Origin of the sequence: Labrys sp. (in: a-proteobacteria) (genome assembly GCF_047605565.1) — a bacterium.
In the GTDB taxonomy this organism is placed as follows: domain Bacteria; phylum Pseudomonadota; class Alphaproteobacteria; order Rhizobiales; family Labraceae; genus Labrys; species Labrys neptuniae.
On record NZ_JASGFM010000004.1, the window covers coordinates 76,868 to 95,962 of the forward strand.

Annotated in this window: 19 protein-coding genes; 15 read left to right on the forward strand and 4 right to left on the reverse strand. The window is 61.7% G+C overall.

Going from position 1 to position 19,095, the window contains the following annotated elements; translation table 11 throughout:
- The first annotated feature begins 88 nt into the window (after positions 1-88).
- The 3 genes from QM672_RS05810 (at position 89) to QM672_RS05820 (ending at position 3,346) form a co-directional block, all read left to right on the forward strand.
- Positions 89-601, forward strand: coding sequence for an Lrp/AsnC family transcriptional regulator (locus QM672_RS05810; RefSeq protein WP_415081219.1), 513 nt, complete (start codon positions 89-91; stop codon positions 599-601).
- 243 nt (positions 602-844) lie between these two features.
- Positions 845-1,570, forward strand: coding sequence for a tellurite resistance TerB family protein (locus QM672_RS05815; protein ID WP_415081221.1), 726 nt, complete (start codon positions 845-847; stop codon positions 1,568-1,570).
- Between the two features lie 372 nt (positions 1,571-1,942).
- On the forward strand, positions 1,943-3,346 hold the full coding sequence (locus QM672_RS05820; protein WP_415081223.1) for a S41 family peptidase: 1,404 nt from the start codon (positions 1,943-1,945) through the stop codon (positions 3,344-3,346).
- 47 nt (positions 3,347-3,393) lie between these two features.
- On the opposite strand, the gene QM672_RS05825 is transcribed toward QM672_RS05820, so the two are convergent.
- Entirely contained in the window at positions 3,394-4,071 is a 678-nt protein-coding gene (locus QM672_RS05825) for a cysteine hydrolase family protein (protein WP_311936074.1), read from the reverse strand.
- Between the two features lie 147 nt (positions 4,072-4,218).
- On the opposite strand from QM672_RS05825, the gene QM672_RS05830 reads away from it, so the two are divergent.
- The 12 genes from QM672_RS05830 to QM672_RS05885 all read left to right on the forward strand — a co-directional run bounded on the left by QM672_RS05830 (position 4,219) and on the right by QM672_RS05885 (position 15,920).
- Positions 4,219-5,085, forward strand: a complete 867-nt coding sequence (locus QM672_RS05830; RefSeq protein WP_311936071.1) for a MurR/RpiR family transcriptional regulator — start codon at positions 4,219-4,221, stop codon at positions 5,083-5,085.
- Between the two features lie 114 nt (positions 5,086-5,199).
- On the forward strand, positions 5,200-6,519 hold the full coding sequence (locus QM672_RS05835; protein ID WP_415081224.1) for a glutamine synthetase: 1,320 nt from the start codon (positions 5,200-5,202) through the stop codon (positions 6,517-6,519).
- Complete coding sequence (locus tag QM672_RS05840) at positions 6,519-7,328, forward strand: N-formylglutamate amidohydrolase (protein ID WP_415081226.1); 810 nt, start codon at positions 6,519-6,521, stop codon at positions 7,326-7,328. The genes QM672_RS05835 and QM672_RS05840 overlap by 1 nt, the downstream gene beginning before the upstream one ends.
- Positions 7,325-7,951, forward strand: a complete 627-nt coding sequence (locus QM672_RS05845) for a cysteine hydrolase family protein (RefSeq protein ID WP_415081228.1) — start codon at positions 7,325-7,327, stop codon at positions 7,949-7,951. Before QM672_RS05840 ends, QM672_RS05845 begins: the two co-directional genes overlap by 4 nt.
- Complete coding sequence (locus tag QM672_RS05850; RefSeq protein WP_415081230.1) at positions 7,944-8,732, forward strand: ABC transporter ATP-binding protein; 789 nt, start codon at positions 7,944-7,946, stop codon at positions 8,730-8,732. The genes QM672_RS05845 and QM672_RS05850 overlap by 8 nt, the downstream gene beginning before the upstream one ends.
- Positions 8,725-9,462 (forward strand): ABC transporter ATP-binding protein, encoded by a 738-nt coding sequence (locus tag QM672_RS05855; protein ID WP_415081232.1) that lies wholly within the window; start codon positions 8,725-8,727, stop codon positions 9,460-9,462. Before QM672_RS05850 ends, QM672_RS05855 begins: the two co-directional genes overlap by 8 nt.
- Positions 9,459-10,361: a branched-chain amino acid ABC transporter permease gene (locus QM672_RS05860; RefSeq protein ID WP_415081234.1), complete on the forward strand. Its 903-nt coding sequence runs from the start codon at positions 9,459-9,461 to the stop codon at positions 10,359-10,361. Before QM672_RS05855 ends, QM672_RS05860 begins: the two co-directional genes overlap by 4 nt.
- Positions 10,358-11,398, forward strand: coding sequence for a branched-chain amino acid ABC transporter permease (locus QM672_RS05865; protein ID WP_415081236.1), 1,041 nt, complete (start codon positions 10,358-10,360; stop codon positions 11,396-11,398). The genes QM672_RS05860 and QM672_RS05865 overlap by 4 nt, the downstream gene beginning before the upstream one ends.
- Positions 11,399-11,402: 4 nt before the next feature.
- A complete protein-coding gene (locus tag QM672_RS05870; protein WP_415081238.1) occupies positions 11,403-12,581 on the forward strand; it encodes an ABC transporter substrate-binding protein in 1,179 nt (392 codons plus the stop codon).
- A 1-nt stretch (position 12,582) separates the two neighbouring features.
- Positions 12,583-13,332: a cyclase family protein gene (locus tag QM672_RS05875; protein WP_415081240.1), complete on the forward strand. Its 750-nt coding sequence runs from the start codon at positions 12,583-12,585 to the stop codon at positions 13,330-13,332.
- Between the two features lie 275 nt (positions 13,333-13,607).
- Positions 13,608-14,093 carry a peptidoglycan-binding protein LysM gene (gene lysM, locus QM672_RS05880; protein ID WP_311936043.1) on the forward strand — a complete coding sequence of 162 codons (486 nt, stop codon included), beginning with the start codon at positions 13,608-13,610 and terminating at the stop codon, positions 14,091-14,093.
- 330 nt (positions 14,094-14,423) lie between these two features.
- Positions 14,424-15,920 carry a Hint domain-containing protein gene (locus QM672_RS05885; protein WP_415081242.1) on the forward strand — a complete coding sequence of 499 codons (1,497 nt, stop codon included), beginning with the start codon at positions 14,424-14,426 and terminating at the stop codon, positions 15,918-15,920.
- A gap of 60 nt (positions 15,921-15,980) precedes the next feature.
- On the opposite strand, the gene QM672_RS05890 is transcribed toward QM672_RS05885, so the two are convergent.
- The 3 genes from QM672_RS05890 to QM672_RS05900 are packed head-to-tail and all read right to left on the reverse strand — an operon-like array spanning position 15,981 to position 19,088.
- Complete coding sequence (locus tag QM672_RS05890) at positions 15,981-16,799, reverse strand: carbohydrate ABC transporter permease (RefSeq protein WP_149250883.1); 819 nt, start codon at positions 16,797-16,799, stop codon at positions 15,981-15,983.
- A 40-nt stretch (positions 16,800-16,839) separates the two neighbouring features.
- Entirely contained in the window at positions 16,840-17,757 is a 918-nt protein-coding gene (locus tag QM672_RS05895; RefSeq protein ID WP_367622770.1) for a carbohydrate ABC transporter permease, read from the reverse strand.
- On the reverse strand, positions 17,754-19,088 hold the full coding sequence (locus QM672_RS05900; RefSeq protein ID WP_311936034.1) for a sugar ABC transporter substrate-binding protein: 1,335 nt from the start codon (positions 19,086-19,088) through the stop codon (positions 17,754-17,756). Before QM672_RS05900 ends, QM672_RS05895 begins: the two co-directional genes overlap by 4 nt.
- Between the last annotated feature and the right edge of the window lie 7 nt (positions 19,089-19,095).

Consider the following 19,095-nt stretch of genomic DNA (forward strand, 5'->3'; position numbering starts at 1 on the left):
ATTTCTCAAGCGCAATCCTATTGCGTAAGAGCCGATGAATGCGCTCTGATTGGAGATCGTTGGTGCAATTTTGTATCGTCGGGTCGCGATGCCACGCATTTCCGGTTCATCCCTCGAACTTGACGGCTTCGATGTCGCCATCCTGGCTATCCTGCAACGCGACAATCACACGCCGCAGCGCAAGATCGCCGAGGCCATCCATCTGTCGGCGCCGGCCGTACAACGCCGCATCCGGCGCTTGGAGGAGAGTGGCGTCATAACCGCCAATGTTGCCACGCTCGATCCGGCAAAGATTGGCCAGCCGTTGACCATCGTGGTCAATGTCGATCTCGAGCGCGAGCGAAGCGTCTTGATCGACGAGGCCAAGAAGGCATTCCTCGCCGAAGCCAGCGTGCAGCAATGCTACTATGTCGCCGGAGAAACGGACTTCGTGCTGATCTTGAACGTGCCATCGATGGCTGATTATGAAGCACTGACGCGCCGGCTGTTCTTCGCCAACAGCAACGTCAAGCGCTTCCGGACTTTCGTGGTGATGGATCGGGTCAAAACCGGCACCACCTTGTCCCTGGACAAGGTTCCGGGCGTCTCGACACCGCAATGACGCCTCAAGACATTAGATTCGATTAAAACTTCAATATATTGAAATATAACAATAAATATGTAATTTAATATCAAATTCGCATTGCCTTCATGACCAAGATTTCATATTGGCGGCCTTGAAGCCGCCGGGTTCTTGGCACCACATCCGGCCGTGCTGATCGATCCGGTCGAATCCCAAGATGGAGACGTCCGAAAGTTCGTGGCGAGCTCGGGCTGGGCGATCGTAGAGGAGCAAGAACGGATAATGGATCTGAACAATCTGCTTGGAAAAGTGCTGGGTGCCGGCGGTCAAGTTCTCAACACGCCAGGCAAGAAGCTGGCGGCGGGTGGCGCTGCGGCAGGCATCCTGTTCACCGAAACCGGCCGAGACCTGGCCGGCGCCGCCGTCAAATATGGCGGCATTGCCGCTATCGGCGCGCTCGCGCTGCATGCCTGGCAGCGCAGCCAGGCTGGGCAGGCCGGTGCTCCGGCAACAGGCGACAACGGCGCCGCCGCGGCCAATAGCGCGCCGGGCGGCTTCCTGCCGCCGCAAGTGTCGAGCCCACAACCGCTGCCGCCCGTCATCGAGGCACGCGCAGTGGAGGCGCTGCCCGTGGAAACGCCCGCCGCGGCTGAAAGCCACGCCAAGCTTTTGCTGGGTGCGATGATCAACGCAGCCAAGGCCGACGGCAATGTCGACGCCGAGGAGCAGAGCCTGATCCTCGGACATGCCGACAAGCTCAGTCTCTCCGACGACGAGCGCAACTTCCTTTTCCAGGAGTTGAGCAAGCCCTTCGACATGGAGCCGATCGTGCGTGGCGCGACCACGCCGGAACTGGCGGCCGAGGTCTACGCCGTTTCGCGCATCGCTGTCGGTGCCGCATCGCCGGCCGAGAATTCCTATCTGCATGTACTGGCCGGGCGCCTGAAGCTGCCGCAGGCGGTGACGGGCCAGATCGACAGCGGCCTTGCTGCCACCGTCGCCCGATAGAGCGATCAAGCCTCGGATCGCATCGATCCTCAGTGCGAACGAAGACCGGGCTTTTTGAGAAAAGCCCGGTTTATCGGGCTTTTGGCCAGGCTGGGGAATGGATTTATGTTCCATAATATATCTTATGCGAATTAAAGACCTGGCCCACCGCCCCACTCCTGGCCCGGTTTCAGCCGGTATTTGCTGCCGCCCCTGATCGCTCCCCGCAACCGAAATTGCCGGCTTGTCGCTCAAGGTTTTTCAGCGCCGATGCATCGCTTTCGGGCCATGCCGGTCGTGCCGCCCAGTTCATATCAGCGCCGACCATCGACGACCGTTCACAGGCATGCCAATTTTAGCCGCTAGGACCGCCGTTTCCCTGGAGGTCGTCCAATGCGCTGCATGCTCCTTGTCTGCCTGCTCCTGCTTGCGCCGCCGGCCCGAGCCGCTACGGACTTTACGGATGGCATCTGGCTGACGACGGGATACGGCCATGCCTATGCCATTGGCGGCGGGCATTTGCAGCGTTTCGAAATCACGGCGATCAGTTGCCAGAAATCGGTTTCTGCCGAACGGGTCGCGTCTTCGGAAAACGCCGCACGCTTTGCCGGCTCCAGCATCAACAACGATACCGGGGTCACCGATGCCTTCGCGTTCCGGCCAGGACGGCAGCCGAACCAGCTCGTGCTGACTGTCGACGGGGTCGCCACACAAACCCAACTCACGCGCACCGATGCATTGCCCGCGGCCTGTTCGCAGGCCGCCACCGCAGATCCCATCGTCAATTTCGATATTTTCGCGCGGACTTTCGCCGAACAATATCCATTCTTCAAGCAGCATCACGTGGATTGGGACGCCACGACAGCCGCACATCGGGAGGCTATCGGACCAACGACGGACGATCAGACGCTCTTCAGGCATTTTCGCGAGATGCTGGCGCCCCTCGAAGATGCCCATGTCTGGGTCGAGGCACCAGCCCTCGGCCTGGAGTTCAGCGGCTGGCGCCCACCCGCAGCCAGGAGCGAGGCAATCCATCAGCGCGCGCTCACCATCGTTGAAAAGCGGTTCCTGACGACGCCCCTCGCCTGGTACTGCAACCGGCAGCTTGCATTCGGCATGTTGCCCGACGGTGTCGGCTATTTGCTGATCGTCAGTTTCGAGAACTATGACAAGAATGCCGAAACCGCCGCCCAGACGGCTGCGCTCGATGCAGCGCTGGACGATATTTTCGGCAAGGCATCCGGATTGCGTGGGCTCGTTGTCGACATACGCCTCAATGGCGGCGGCACCGAAATGCTGGGCTTGCAGATCGCGGGGCGCCTGACCGCGACATCCTATCCCGCTTCCAGCAAGATTTTCCGCATCGACCCGGCGGATCCGACGAAATTCAGCGAGCCGCAGCCGATCATGGTGGCTCCTTCTCCGCGCCCGGGCTTCTACGGACCGATGGCGCTGTTGATGGGGCACGAAAGCGTCAGCGCGGCCGAGGCTTTCGCCATGTCGCTCCAGGGGCGCACGTATAAACCCGTTTTCATCGGAGAGAACACACAAGGCGTCTTCTCCGATGTGCTGATCCGTCATTTGCCGAATGGCTGGCGCTTCGGTGTTCCCAATGAAATCTACTTGAACAAGAATGGACAAGCCTATGATATAAAAGGTGTTCCACCCGATGTTCCGATAACTTTGTTCACCGCGGCCGATCTCGAAGCCGAGCGTGATCCAGCGCTTCAAGCTGCGATGCACGCCGTTGACGAAGCGGGTCGATCGGGGCGCTTCCCGGGCCTTCCAAATCGATAAGCTTCTGCATTAGATATATAATGGTACATTATTGAAAATAATGATTTTTAGCTCGAAATTTGCTTGATTTCGACAATCATTTCATCCGTGCTGCGCGTACGGCAATAGTGCCCCTTCATGCTCTCGATCGAAGCCAGATGGTTCTCCGGCGTCTCGGCCGCGCAGCAATCCTCGACCTGGGTCACCAGGAAACCGCGGTCGGCGGCGTCACGTATGGCGGATTCGACGCATTGATCGGTCACCACGCCATAGACGATCAGGAACTCCACACCGAGATTGCGCAGCACATATTCGATATTGGTGGCGTTGAAGATGCCGGATGCCGTCTTGGGTATGATGATCTCATCCCCCCTGGGACCGACGGTCTCGATCACTTTCGCCTCCCAGCAGCCCTTCGGAAAATTCAGGCCCGAGATCTTGTGGTCGAGGCTGCGGTCGCGCCCATCCTGGGTCAGGCTTTCCAGCACGGTGAAGATCACCTCGATGCCGGCGGCCCTCGCCGCTTCCTGCAGGCGGACCTGGTTGGGGATCACCACGCTGTCGATGCGTTCATAGAAGGCCCGCTTTGCCGCTTCCGGCGTACCCGGCGTACGAGCACGCGCCAGGATCTGCGCATTGAATTCGCCATTCTGCATGTCGACATTGAGCAGCGCCGTTCGAGCCGGGACGATCCCGCGCTCTCGGTAGGCTCCGCCCGGCGCATCGATGGCTGGAAGGCCTGCCATGCTGTCCTCGTGGGATGGGGAACTTGTTGTAATTCAAATTACGGTTTTTCCCGTAATTGACCTATCCTGTACCGAGACATCGTGAAAGACAATGGCACCCGTGCGGACGTCAGAACATCCGCGCGGACATCGAGAAAAGGTATCGCCATGGAGCCCCCGAGAGTCGCCCTGCCCCAGACCGGCACGACGCTAGCCGATCGCGTCGCGGCGACCATGCCGTCCCTGAGCGATGCGGAAAAGCGTGCAGCGCGCGCCCTCCTCGCCCGCTACCCAACCACCGGCATGGAGACGGTGGCGCTGTTCGCCGAGAGAGCCAAGGTCAGCGCCCCCACCATTCTGCGCTTCGTGGCCAAGCTCGGCTTTCCGGGCTATGCCGATTTCCGGCGGGCATTGCGCGAGGAAATGGAGGCTCAGGCCGAATTCCCCCTGACGCGCCCCCATGCGGATGCCTCGACATCGGCGCTTCTCGAGTTCGGGCGCGCCCTCGCCGAGACGGTGCAAGGTTCGATCGCCATGATCAATGAGGCGGAGCTCGCGCGTCTCGTCGACATTCTCGTCGATGAAAGACGCCAGGTCTTTCTGCTTGGCGGCGACTTCACCGAGCCGGCTGCACGCCATCTGGAATTCCACCTGCGCAAGCTTCGCGGCAGGGTCAGGCTGTTCTCCGCAGGATTGATGCGACGCGCCGATGAACTCGCCGAGCTTCGGCGCAAGGACGTCGTGATCCTGTTCGACATCCGCCGCTATCAGGCCGACACGGTGCGTACGGCCGAGGTCGCCAAGAGCCGCGAGGCCGTGGTCGCTCTCTTTACCGACCAGTGGATGTCGGATGCCGCCCAGGTTGCCGATATCGTGCTGAGGGCCCGCGTCGACGTCCCCTCGCCCTGGGACAGCCTGATCGGTGTCATCGCCCTGGTGGAAGCGGTCGCACTCGCGATCGACGCCCGGCAATGGCCGATTGCCAGGGCCCGGTTCGAAACCATCGAAGGTGTTCGGCAGAAATTGCTTCCGTGATGTTTTATTTGTTTTGCCAAAAATTACGGCATAGCCGCTCTTAACATCATCTTGTAAGAAATAATTCTCGCGTGCTAGCGTTCGTCCCAATAAAAACAGGGGAACGGCACGCCAATGGCAACAAGGCCTGAAAGCGTCATCACGGTCTGCTGCAGCGACATTGCCGGCCAGGTCCGCGGCAAGGGATTTCCAGCGGCCGACCTGGAGAACCGTCGCCGCTTCGGTGTCGGCTGGACCCCGACCAACATCATGATCAATTGCTTCGGCCGCATCCCCGCCACGCCGTTCGGCGCGGAGGGCGACCTCATGCTGGTGCCCCAACCCGGCGGTGATATCCGCCTGCCCTATGACGACGGCACGCCCGCCGAGCACATCATCCTCGGCGACATCATGACCATGGCAGGCACGCCTTGGGATTGCTGCCTGCGCGACCTGCTCAAGCGGGCCCTCGCCGCTCTCGAGGCTGAAGCGGGCTTGCGGCTCATCGCCAGCTTCGAGCATGAATTCTGGTACGCGGGCGGTGAAGAACGCCCGGGGGACTCCTATGCCGCCAGCAGCCTCCGAGGCATGGAGGGCTTCATCGGCTCCTTCCTGGCGGCCTTGCGTGCCAACGACATCGCCCCCGACACCTTCCTGCCCGAATACGGCCCGCGACAGTATGAAATAACCATCGATCCCGCGGAAGGCCTGAAAGCAGCCGATCAGGCAGTGAAACTCCGCGAGATCTGCCGCTCGCTGGCCCGCCGCCATGGCAGTCACGCCAGTTTCTCGCCTGTGGTGACCCCGGGCATCGTCGGCAATGGCGTGCACATCCATTTCAGCCTGATCGATCTTGCCGGCAAGCCTGTCTGTTATGAGCCTGGACGACCAGGAGGCATGAGCGAGATCTGCGCTTCCTTCTGCGCCGGCATCCTCAGGCATGCCCGAGCGCTGTGTGCCGTCACCGCACCGAGCGTGATCTCCTATGAGCGGCTGAAACCACATTCCTGGTCGGCCTATTATGCCAATCTCGCCGATCGGGACCGCGAGGCGCTTTTGCGCATCTGCCCCTATCCCGAGATCGAAGGCGTCGACGTCGCCAAGCGATACAACATCGAATATCGCGGCGCCGATGCCACTGCGAGCCCCTATCTGCAATTGGCCATGCTGGTCTTTGCCGGTCTTTCGGGCATACGCGAAGCCCTGCCCGAGCCCTTCATCTCCAGCGGCGATCCCGGGCGCTGGAATGCAACGGAGCGGGCCGAACGCGGCATTGGCGACCTGCCTCACAGCCTCGGCGAAGCGCTAGACGCTCTGGAAGCCGACATTGCGGCTACCACTTGGCTCGGCCCAGTCCTGACCAAAGCCTATCTCATGCATAAGCGCGGCGAGATCGAGATGGCCGGGGACACGGGCCTGGAAGACCTCTGCGCCCTCTATGCGAGGGCCTATTGATGGGCTCATTCCCACGCCCCGTTCCGACCGGCCTGCTCGGTGCCGACGATCCGCCGCCGGTAGGCTTGCACAATGACGAGGCTTCCTCTCCCTTCCTGATCATCTGCGACCATGCCGGCAATGCGGTGCCCGCCGTGCTCGCCGGGCTGGGCCTGCCGCAATCGGAACTCGACCGCCACATCGGCATCGACATCGGCATCCTGGGCGTCAGCATGGCCCTGTCCGATCGCCTGCAGGCGCCCCTTATATTCCAACGCTATTCGCGTCTGGTGGCCGAATGCAATCGACGGCTCGACTCGCCCAGCTTCATGACACCCATTTCCGACGGGACACCGGTACCGGCCAACCAGGATCCGACGGCTGATGACCGCCAGGCGCGCATCCGCGAAATCGTCGAACCGTATCACACCGCGATATCCACCTACATCGACCACAAGCTGGCCGCCGGCCAGCCCCTGATCCTGGTGTCGATGCACAGCTTCACGCCCTCGCTTCTGGCCGCTCCGGCACCGCGCCCGTGGCATGTCGGCCTTTGCTATCATGACAATCGCCAATTCTCGGACCTGGTCCTCACAGAATTGGCGCATCAGCGCGATCTCGTGATCGGGAGCAACGAGCCCTATGGGGTCAACATGGCCGAAGATTATTCCGTGCCCGTCCATGGCGAGGAACGGCGGCTGCCCTATGTCGAGTTCGAGATCCGCCAGGATCTGATTGCCGATGCCTCCGGCCAGGTAACCTGGGCGGAGCGCCTCGCTCCCGTCCTGAAGGCCGCCTGTGCGCATTTCGGCGTGGAGGCCGGCCGATGATCCCCGATCGCAAGGCGCCCCTCGATCCCGTCAGGACCGCTATCGTGGTGATCGACACCCAGGACGGCATCTTCAATGCACAGGCGGAGGCAACACGGCCCTATTTCTACCGCTCGGCCCGCGATGTCGCGATTCCGAACATCGTGCGCCTGCTGGCTGCCGGCCGGGCAGCGGGTGCCGAGATCGTCTATACCGTCATCGCCAGCCTGACCCGGGACGGGCGCGACCGCAGCCTCGACTACAAGCAGACGGGCTTTCATTTCGCCCCCGGCAGCCCGGAAACCCACGTCATCGCCGAGCTCGCGCCCGGCCCGGACGACATGGTGCTGCTGAAAACCTCATCCAGTCTCTTCAACTCCACCAATTTCGAATATCTCGTCCGCAATATCGGGCTCGACACCATCGTGGTGACGGGCTTCCTGACCGATCAATGCATCGACCACACGGTGCGCGACGGCGCCGATCGCGGCTTTCGCATGGTCTGCCCTGTCGACGCCTGCACGACCGATACGCCCGAGCGCCACGCGCATGCCCTCAGCGCCTTCAAAGGCTATTGCCGGCAGGCCAGTACCGACGAGTTGCTGAGAGAACTGGCGGCCCCGCGGAGGCGCAGTGATGGCTGAAGCGACCTCCCCGCAAACCGCCCCTTTGCTGCGCACGGCCGATCTCACCAAGGCCTTTCGCGGCCTGGTCGCCCTGCGCAATCAGGCCATCAGCGTACAGGCCGGCGAGATCGTCGGCATCATCGGCCCGAACGGATCGGGCAAAAGCACCTTCTTCAATCTGGTGACCGGCTTCTCGCGGCCCAATGCCGGTACGATCGAATTCCAGGGCCAGTCGATCGCCGGCCTGTCGACGGCAGCCATCGTCGAGCGGGGCATCGCCCGCACCTTCCAGGGCTCGCGTCTGTTCGGTTCGCTGAGCGTGCGCGATAATGTTCTGGCTGCGGCCCAGCTTCGTCATCCCATCGGCCCTTTTGCCGCAATCTTGCGAGGAGCACGCTATCGGGAGCGCCTGGCAGCTGCCCAACACTCGGCCGATGAACTGCTCGACTTGATGGCACTCAAGCCGAAGGCTCGGCTGCCGGCATCCGCCCTACCCTATGGCGACCAGCGACGCCTCGAAATCGCCCGCGCTCTGGCGACGCAGCCACGGCTCCTGCTGCTCGACGAACCCGCCGCCGGGCTCGATTCCAACGAGACCCGGGTGCTCGCAGGGCTGATCCGGGCCATCCGGGACCGCTATGGCATCGCCGTCGTCGTGGTCGAGCACGACATGGACCTGATCATGACTCTGTGCGAGCGCATCCAGGTCCTGGCCACCGGCGAGGTCATCTGCACCGGAACGCCCGCGGAAGTGCGCAGCAACAGCAGGGTCCGGGAGGCCTATCTCGGCCATGCCTGATGCCCGTTCCTCCTCTCCTTTGCTCCGGATCGACGGGCTCGAAGTCAATTTCGGCGCGGTCCGTGCGCTCAAGGGTGTCTCCCTCGATGTCGGCCAGGGCGAAGTCGTTGCCCTGGTCGGCGCCAACGGCGCCGGCAAGAGCACGACCTTGCGCACGATCTCCGGCCTGAATCGTCCGAAAGCCGGAACCATCACCTTCGCGGGCCAGGCAATCGCAACCCTTCCGCCCGCCGAGATCGTGCGGATCGGCATCTCCCATAGTCCGGAGGGCCGTCGCCTGTTCGGCGGCCTGACGGTAGCCGATAATCTGCGTCTCGGCGCCTGCACGCGGCGGGATCGCGACGGCATCGGCCGCGACCAGGAACGCATGTTCGCCCTGTTCCCGATCCTCAAGCAGCGCCTGGCGCAATTGGCCGGCACGCTCTCGGGCGGCGAGCAGCAGCAGCTTGCCCTCGCCCGCGCCATGATGGCGGCCCCTCGCCTCCTGCTGCTCGACGAACCCTCGCTCGGCGTGGCTCCCCTGCTGGTCCGCCACATCTTCGAGGCCCTGGCCGAACTCAAGCGCCAGGGCATGACCATGCTGCTGGTCGAGCAGAACATCGCAATCGCCCTCGAACTGGCCGACAGGGCCTATGTGCTGCGCACCGGCCGCGTGGTGCTCTCCGGCAGCTCCGCCGAACTGACGGCCAATGACCGCGTGGCGCAGGCCTATCTGGGGGCCGATGAATGAACGGCTTCGAATATGTCCTCCAGCAGATCATCAACGCCGTCAGCCTGGGCAGCCTCTATGCCCTGGTCGCGGTCGGCCTCTCCATCGTCTTCGGCGTGCTCAAGCTGACCAATTTCGCCCATGGCGATGTGATGATGGTGGGCGCCTTCACCACCGTGATCCTCGGCGTGGCCGGCATGCCTTTTGCCCTCGCCATGCTCTGTGGCATCCTCGCGGCGGCCCTGGCCGGCTTCGTGATCGAGCGCATCGCCTACCGGCCGATCCGCAACGCACCGGACGTGACCCGGCTGCTGACCAGCCTCGCCGTTACCTACATCCTGGAAAATCTCGGCATCCTGGCCTTCACCTCCTCGCCGCGCAATTTTCCCCTGCCCGATTTGCTCAACGGTTCGTGGCAACTGGCGGATGGGGCGATCACCTTCACCAACATCAACATCCTGACCATCGCCCTCTCCTTCCTGTCACTGCTGGGCCTCGGCTGGTTCATCACCCGCACCACCATCGGGCTCGGCATGCGGGCGGCAGCCGAAGACATGTCCGCTGCCCATCTCGTCGGCCTCGACGTCAACCGCGTCATCGTCATCGCCTTCGTGGTGGCCTCCGCCTATGCCGGCCTCGCCGGCGTGCTCTGGGCCGCCCAGGCCGGCGTGGTCCAGCCGCAAATGGGCTTCACCCCGCTGCTCAAAGCCTTCGTCGCCGCGATCATCGGCGGATTCGGCTCGATCTCGGGCGCCCTCGTCGGCGGCTACATGCTCGGCGCCCTCGAGATCTTCATCGTCGCCTTCCTGCCCGATGCGGTGACGCCCTATCGCGATGCCATCGTCTTCAGCCTGCTGATCGCCTTCCTGCTGTTCCGTCCCGGTGGCCTGCTGCAGCCCAATCGAGAGATCAAGCTATGAGAGCCGGCCTGCCCATCCCACTGCTCGCAGCCGTCGGCCTCGTGGTTGCCGGCGTGATTGCCATCGGCGCGCCCCTTGTCCTGAGCGACTATCTCACGCGCATCCTCATCCTGATTGCCCTCAACTCGATCCTGGTGCTCTCCCTCTCGCTCAGCAACGGCTTCACCGGCGTGTTTTCGCTGGGCCATGTCGGCTTCGTCGGCGCCGGTGCCTATGCCTCGGGCATCCTGTCGCTGACGGTGCAGCAGAAGGCTGCCCTGCTGCCGCATCTGCCTGGCCTTTTGTCGAGCTTCAGCCTGCCCTTCCTGCCGGCCACCCTGGCCGCCGGCCTGTTCACGGCTCTGCTCGCGGTCGTCGTCGGCTATCCCCTGATGCGGCTATCCGGCTATTTCGTCTCGGTGGCGACGATGGGCTTTCTCATCATCGTCAATGTCGTGCTGATCAATGCGGTCGACTTCACCCGCGGCTCGCGCACCTTCACCGGCGTGCCGCTGCAGACCAACCTGCCCTGGGTGATGGCCTGGCTGGTGGTAACGCTGCTCCTATTGGCACGCCTGGTCTATTCGCCCTTCGGCCGCTCGATGATGGCTGTCAGGGACGACACCATCGCCGCCGGCGCCGTCGGCATCGACGTGCTGCGCACGCGGCTGATCGCCTTCGTGATCGGGGCCTTCTTCGCGGGTGTCGGCGGCTCGCTCTATGCCCATTATCTCGGCTCCTTCTCGCCGATCACCTTCTATTTCGCCATGACGCTGAACCTGATCGCCATGCTCGTCCTGGGCGGCATGGGCTCGCTTTCCGGCGCCATGATCGGCGTCGTCTGCGTCTCCCTCCTTTCGGAAGGGCTGCGCTCGGCCGAACGCGGCTTCAGCCTGCTCGGCCTGACAGTGCCACCTGTGTTCGGTGCCAGCCAGATCGTGCTCGGCATCGTCTTCATCCTGATCATGATCTTCCGGCCGAAGGGGATCATGGGCGACCGCGAACTGACATTCGGGGCGACCAGAACATCGGCAAGCAAGCCATCAATTGAGAGGTGACCAGATGTTGACGTTGAACAGACGCAGAACCCTCGCCCTCGGCCTGTCGGCCGCCGCCTTGTTAGCTGGTGCCGGGCCGGCCCTCGCCGCCGATCCGATCAAGATCGGCTATTCGGCCAATCTCACCGGCGTACAGGCTTCGCTCGACGGCCCCATGCTGAACGGCGCCAAACTGGCGGCGCAGGAGATCAACGCCGCCGGTGGTGTGCTCGGAAAGCCGATCGAACTGGTGACCTATGATTCCAAATCGGACGCCACCGTGATCTCGACCGTCGCCAGCCAGATGATCGACAGCGACAAGGTCGTCGGCATCGTCGGCTTTGCGGATTCGGATTCGGTGCTCGCTATCGGCCCCCAGGTCCAGAAGGCGGAAATCCCCTTCGTCACTCCTGGCGCCACGTCGCCCAAGCTGCCGGCCCAGCTCGGCAACGAGGTGTTCCTTGCCGCCTTCGGCGACAATGTCCAGGCGGCCGTGGGCGCGGAATTCGCGCTCAAGACGCTGAACGCCAAGACCTGCTACCTGCTGACGGATATCGGCACCGAATACACCACCCTGCTCTCCGATTATTTCGTCAAGGCCTATGAGCATGGCGGCGGCAAGATCGTCGGCAAGGACAGCTACAAGATCGGCGACAAGACCTTCACCGCACAGATCGCCAAGATCAAGGCCCTGCCCGAAAAGCCAGCCTTCATCTATGCGGCCGCCAATGCCGAGGAGATCGGGCTGATCCTCAAGCAGTTGCGTCAAGCCGGCATCACCCTGCCTGTGGTGGGTGGCGACGGCTACGATACGCCTTTGCTGCTGCAGGTCGGTGGCGAGGCCGCCAACGACACCTATTTCACCACCCACGCCTTCATCGGTGACGGTGCCAGCGCCAAGGTGAAGGCCTTCATGGACGCCTATCAGAAGGCCTATAACACCGTGCCTGAAAATGCCTTTGCCGCACTCGGCTATGACGCGGTGAAACTGATGGCCGACGCCATCAAGCGGGCTGGTGCGCCTGAGCCCGCCAAGATCCGTGACGCGCTCGCGGCGACCTCCGGTCTCGACGGCGTGACGGGTACGATCACCTACCGCCCGAATGTCTCGGTGCCGGACAAGTCCGTCTCGGTGATCGGCGTCAAGGGCGGCAAGCTCACGCTCGCCGGCGAGGCTGCACCCTCCTTCGTGGCGGAGCCCTGACATGGCCACGCCGCTGTCCTTGTGGGAGGTCTATCGCGCCGCATTCGCCGGCGCGATCTTCACCGACCTGAGCCACGCCTTCCACCCCGGGCAGCCTCGCTTCTCGGCCTTCCCGGACGAGGAGCGCCAGCTCGTGTTCGACTATCCCAAGGGCGATGCCTTCCAGGTGCATCGCTACGCCTTCGTCGGGCAATGGGGCACGCATGTCGATCCACCCGTGCATTTCATCGAGGGCGGACGCGCCGTGGACGATTTGCCGGTCAGCGACATGCTGCTGCCTCTGGTGGTGCTGGACATCCGGGAGAAAGTCGCCGACAGCCCCGACGCCAACCCCGAACTGAGCGACATCGTAGCCTGGGAAGAACGCAACGGGCGCATTCCCTCGGGCTGCTTCGTTGCTCTGCGCACCGGCTGGTCAAGCCGCTGGCCGGATAATGAGCGTTTCTACAACCGCTCGGCGGACGGCGTTTCCCATTGTCCCGGCTGGTCACGGGCCGTGCTCGAAGAACTGTTCGAGAAGCGGGGCATCGTCGCAATCGGCCACGAGCAGATCGACACCGATCCCGGCATGGCGACCTCGAAGGGCGATTTCAGCCTCGAACACTACGTCCTCTCGCGCGATCGCTGGCAGGTCGAGCTGCTCGCCAACCTCGACGGTCTGCCGGAAGCCGGTGCCTTGATCATGGCAAGCTGGCCGAAGGCGAAGGGAGGCTCCGGCTTTCCGGCTCGCGCCGTCGCCATCCATCGTTGATTTCGAACTTTTTTCGACATCGCCTCGGTATTGTCGTGACCATGCCGAAACTCATTTCTCAATGCATGTCGAACCAGTATTCGCATGCGAGAATCGTCTGCATGGGGTCGCTTCACCACAAAGACAGGCGTTCTTTAGCCTTTTTGACTACGCTGGCAATCTCTTCGACAGGGGCTGCACTTGCTACCCCCGTCACACTCGAATCTATGTGACCGCACAACCGTTCCATGCTAGCCTCCCTTTAGGTAATTTTGCCTGACACGCCTGGAGTGAACATGGGACTGTTCAATTTCATCAAGGACGCCGGCCATAAGATGTTCGGTTCGAGCAAGGCCGAGGCGGCGCCAGCAGCGCCGGCGGCAGCGGCTCCCACCGACATTGCCGCGCTGGTGAAAAAGCAGATCGAGGATGCTGGCCTCAAGGCCGAAGGCTTGAATGTGTCGGTGGACGGCGACAAGGTCGTCCTGGGTGGCATGGCTCCTTCCCAGGAAATCGCCGAGAAGATCATCCTCACGGCCGGCAACAACAATGGTGTGGCGCAGGTCGACAGCCAGCTCGGCGTCAACACCCCCGGAACCCCCTCGACCATGTATACGGTGGTGAAGGGCGACACGCTCTGGGCCATCGCCGAGAAGCATTACGGCAAGGGCAAGGGCAATCTCTACAAGGAGATCGTCAAGGCCAACACCCCGCCGGTCAAGGACCCCGACCACATCCTCCCCGGCTGGGTGCTGCGCATTCCGCCGGTTGGGCAGGCCTGAGACCGTCCGACTTTACGGTTGAAAATTCGAACCCGGCGAGCTCCCTCGCCGGGTTTTTCTTTGGCGTCGCCCTATAAAAGCTGCGGGCCAATAGAACCCCACAACGGAATACCTTCGATGCTAATCATGCAGGTCGCCAATGGCGTCCGTGAAAAGAATTCGGCGCAACAAATTGGTAGTTGATTGATTGCAAAAGAAGGCATAAATAATAGATTCAGATACAATTTCTATAGATACTTTATTTTTCTAGGCAGAAAATATTTTAATTTAAACCCCAGATGCAATCCCATCTCCCCTGCCAATTATGGCCTAATACGGAGTCGGAAGAGGATGAGCGTTCCAGGGAATATTACCGTACCTGCATTTCTATTGTACCCAAATGGCGACGTGAACGATCCATACCCCGTCAAGATTAAAGTGGAGTATGTAGAGGAAGATCCATTTGATCCGGGACCAAAGGTTATAATAGACGGCGCATCAATCGGAAGTCTTGGCGGCGGAACCACTATCGAAGAATACGACTCTCCGGTTAATGGTGAGAATTTCGAAGGATATAAGCTTGTTGGCAGCGTTTACAACTCCAAAGGAAGCGAAAAAACTGTTACAATCTTTATTGACAAATTTGGTAACGTCGTTTCGGCGTCGGGCGAGAACATTTATTGGACCGGCACGCAGCTCGAGACAGTCCCGCTTACAACTGACGCCCCACTACCCACGGCAATATTCGGCAATGCCCCCTGCTTCGTAGCCGGGACGATGATTCATACGACCCGGGGCAATATTGCGGTTGAGCATTTGAGAATTGGCGACGTCGTCATCACTGCGAATGGCAGTCGTCGCAACATTGTATGGCTGGGGTGTAATGAGGTGGAACCAACCCGCCATTCCCAACCGGAGGCGACCTATCCCTTTAGAATCCGCGCACATGCTTTCGGCGATCATCGTCCCTCTCGCGATCTGTGGCTATCGCCGGATCACGCGGTGGCGGTACCCTGCCTGTCAAATGTGCTCATTCCGATCAAGCATCTCGACAACGGAGCGACCATTTCGCAAGTACCGGTCGACAGGGTGGTCTATTGGCATGTCGAATTGGAGCAGCATGACGTGCTTCTGGCCGAGAATCTTCCGACAGAGAGCTTCCTCGACACCAGGGGCAAGAGTTTCTTCAGGGTAGATGAACTCGAAGAGGGAAAGGTGAGTTTTCCCGCACGCAGTGGGCAGCCCCAGGCTCAGTTACCGCGTCGCAGAACCTGGAATTCGGATGCTTGCCTACCACTGGTGACCGAAGGCCCGATCGTGGCGGCTATACGCGTTCAGTTGCTGGATCAGGCCAAGCAACTCGGTTGGACACTATCCGACCTGGCAGCTTTGCGCTTTGAGGCTGAAGGGGGAGAAGAGGATCTGAGCGTCTACGCCTTGTCCGACACATTCTATCGCTTGATTTTCCCAGCTCATGTCAAAGCGATCGCATTATTTTCCTCCACTTTCGTGCCTCGTCATACGGATGTGGAGACCTATGATGATCGCCGTTTAGGTGTGCCTTTGCGCCGATTGGACGTGCATGATTCGAGCGGATTTCGTAAGATTGCTCTCGACGATGCAGGTCTTTCGGAAGGGTTCCACGCCATCCAGCAATGGCAGGGCGATCGCTGGCGCTGGACGAATGGGCGGGGCACCATCGCTTCCAGCTTGTGGGCAGACGCCGTCGGTTTGGTCACCCTCGAGATCGAACTGGCACGCGATCGAGGCCGAATGCGTGCCTGGCTTGAGCCAACCGATTACAGCCTCCCTCACGACGATGCATACGCCTCAGAAAACGCTGCGTAATTCCTGACTGGCATGGGGTGATGGTGGAGGCTGTCACCAAGCACGGTTCTGCCACGTCCCTTACTTCACCGCCCCCGCCGTCAAGCCCGCCACGATCTGGCGTTGGGCGAACAGAGTCAGCAACAGCACCGGCAGCGTCACCACCAGAGCCGCGGCGGCGAGCGGGCCCCAGCTCACCTGTTCGAAGGACAGCATGTTGTAGACGGCAACCGGCAGGGTGCGCGTCTCGCGGCTGGCCAGCACGATGCCGAAGACGAAATTGTTCCAGGAGAAAATCACGGCCAGGATCAGGGAGACCACGATGCCTGGCTTGGCGATCGGCAGCGCCACTTTGTAGAAGATCTGCCAGCGCGAGGCGCCGTCGATCATCGCCGCCTCTTCCAGTTCCAAAGGCGTCGTCTCGAAATAGCCGATCATGATCCAGATCACGATCGGGATCGTCACCACCAGGTGGATGATGATCTGCGGCCAGAGCGTGCCGAGCAAGCCGAGCGACTGGAACAGAAGGAACATCGGGATCAAGAAGGACAGACCCGGCGTCATGCGCGCGATCATGATCACCATCGCTGCCTTGTCGGCCTTGATGCGGGCGATGCCATAGCCAGCCGGCACGCCGACGATCAGCGCCAGCGCCGTGGCCGCGCCGGTGACGATCACGCTGTTCCAGAAATAGCGCAGGAAATCGTTGGTGGCGAAGATCTCGGTGTAGTTCGACCAGGCGAACTGCTCGGGGATCAGGATCGGCGGATAGGCGCCATTGTCGATCTCGTATTTCAGCGAGAGCGACAGCATCCAGATGAAGAACAGCAGTGCCGGCGACACCACGACGAAGCCGAGAAAGAGCGTGCCGGCGAGACGCAGGAGACGTCGAGGTGTCATCGACCGAAGCTTCATCATCCAAATACTCATCATCACGGCCTCACGTGTTCCATTTCGCGCGCTGGCGCAGATGCAGCAGCACCAGCGACATCACGATGATGATGATGAAGAACACCACGGCGATCGCCGAGCCGTAGCCGATGTCGTAATAGGAGAAGGCCACGTTGTAGAGATAGAGATTGATGGTCTCGGAGGCCGTGCCCGGGCCACCCTGCGTCATGGCATAGATGATGTCGAAGCTCTTGAGCGCATCGATCGAGCGGATGATCACCGCGATCATCATGAACGGCAGGATCATCGGCAGCGTGATATAGCGGAATTTCTGCCAGGCATTGGCCCCGTCGATCTCCGCGCCCTCGAAGGGCTCGCGCGGCATCGAGGCCAGTCCGCCGAGCACGATGAGCATGATCAGCGGCGTCCATTGCCAGGTCTCGACCAGCACCAGGGAGGGGATCACCGTGCCCTGCTCGAAGATCCAGGCCTGGGCCGGAATGCCGACCAGGGACAACAGATAGTTCAGCACGCCGAGCTGGGGGTGGAACATCATGGTCCAGACCAAAGCCACGGCGACAGGCGTCGCCATCATCGGCATCACGAAAATGCCGCGCAGCAATCCGCGCAACGGCATCTTCGAATCGAACACCAGGGCCGCCAGCGTACCCAGGATCAGCGGCGCCACCACCGAGAGCACGGTGTAGGTGAGCGTGTGCCACATCGACTCCCAGAACCGCATATCGCCGGCAAGGCGGATATAGTTCTCCAGCCCCACGAAGCGCGGCGCCGAGCCGACCTGCCAGGCGTTCGCGCTCATGCCGACGGTGAACAGCCAGGGAAAGACGATCACCGCCGCTACGAGTAGGAGTGCCGGCAGGATGAAGGGCCAATAGCCCGGCCTCAGCGGGCCGGACGCACCATTGTTCGTCTGGACGGACACCACGGCCGGGCTTTCGACGCTCATTGCGCCTCGCTGCGGGCGAGCACAGGCTTGAAGGCTTCCGTCGCCTTCTTCATCTCGGTCGCCGGATCGGCGCCACCGAGCAGATTGGTCAGGCCCACACCGATGATGTCGCGGAACTCGGTGACCGGGATGATCACGGGAAGCCCGAGCTGGCTGATCGGAGCCGATTGCGCTACGCAGTCCACCCAGGCACCTGGCATGGTGACGCCTTCGCGTACCTTGGCGTCGTTCAGGATCGAATTGCGGAACGGCACGCCCGCTCCGGCCTGCAACAGCCGTGCCCCCATTTCTTTGGAAATCGCCCACTGGCAATAGAGATAGGCCGCTTCCTTCTTGGCCGAGGCCTCGGTGACGCCGATGCCGTCGCCGAAGGTAGCGGAGGCCTGCGCCGCCGGCCCCTTGGGCATCACGCCATAGCCGACCTTGCCGACCACGCGGGACTTCTGGGGATTTTCGAGCGGCGGGGCGAAACCGACACCGTCGAGCCACATGCCGACCTTGCCCTGCAGGAAGGCGGACTGGCATTCAGCCCAATTGAAACCGGTAACGCCGCGCGGCGCCGACTTGGTCATCAGGCGCTGGTAGAGCGCGGCAGCCTCGATCGCCTCGGCGGAATCGGTCTGCAGCGAACCGTCGGCGCCGACGGGGTTCTTGCCATGGCCGAGCAGGAAGCTGGTCCACACCGGCACATTGGCATTCTTGGCGCCGCGCGCCACGAAGCCCGCAATATTGTTGCCGGCATCCGTGATGGTTTCGGCCGCCTTGACCATCTCCTCGAAGGTCTTGGGATATTCAAGCCCCTTGGCGGCGAACAGGTCCTTGTTCCAATAGACGATCCAATAGTCCACCGAGAAGGGCAGCGCGCCGAAGCGCCCGTTCTTGTCCTTGGCGAAGGCAAGGCCCGCAGCGGCGAAATCGCTTTCGACCAGGGAAGGATCGGTCAGTTCCGGATTCTTGAGGAAGGGGCCGAGATCGGCCAGCCAGCCGGCCTTCTCGAACTGGCGCTTCTGCACGTGATAGCTGACATGGATGACGTCGAAACTCGGCTTGCCAGAAGTCAGCTCGATCACCGCCTTCTGGCGCTGCTGCTGCTCGGGCGTCTGCTCGGCATTGACCTTGATGCCGGTCAGTTCCTCGAATTCCTTCTGATATTTCTGCAGCGTATCGCCACGCGGGCTCTTGATCAGATTCACCTCGAGCGTGGTGCCGGCATATTTCTTCCAGTCTACCGCCGCGAAGGCCGGCCGGATACCGGTGAGACCGGCAGCACCGAGTGCGGCGGAACCGGCCAGGAATTGCCGGCGCGACGGCTTCAACAAATCAAAACTCATAGGTTCC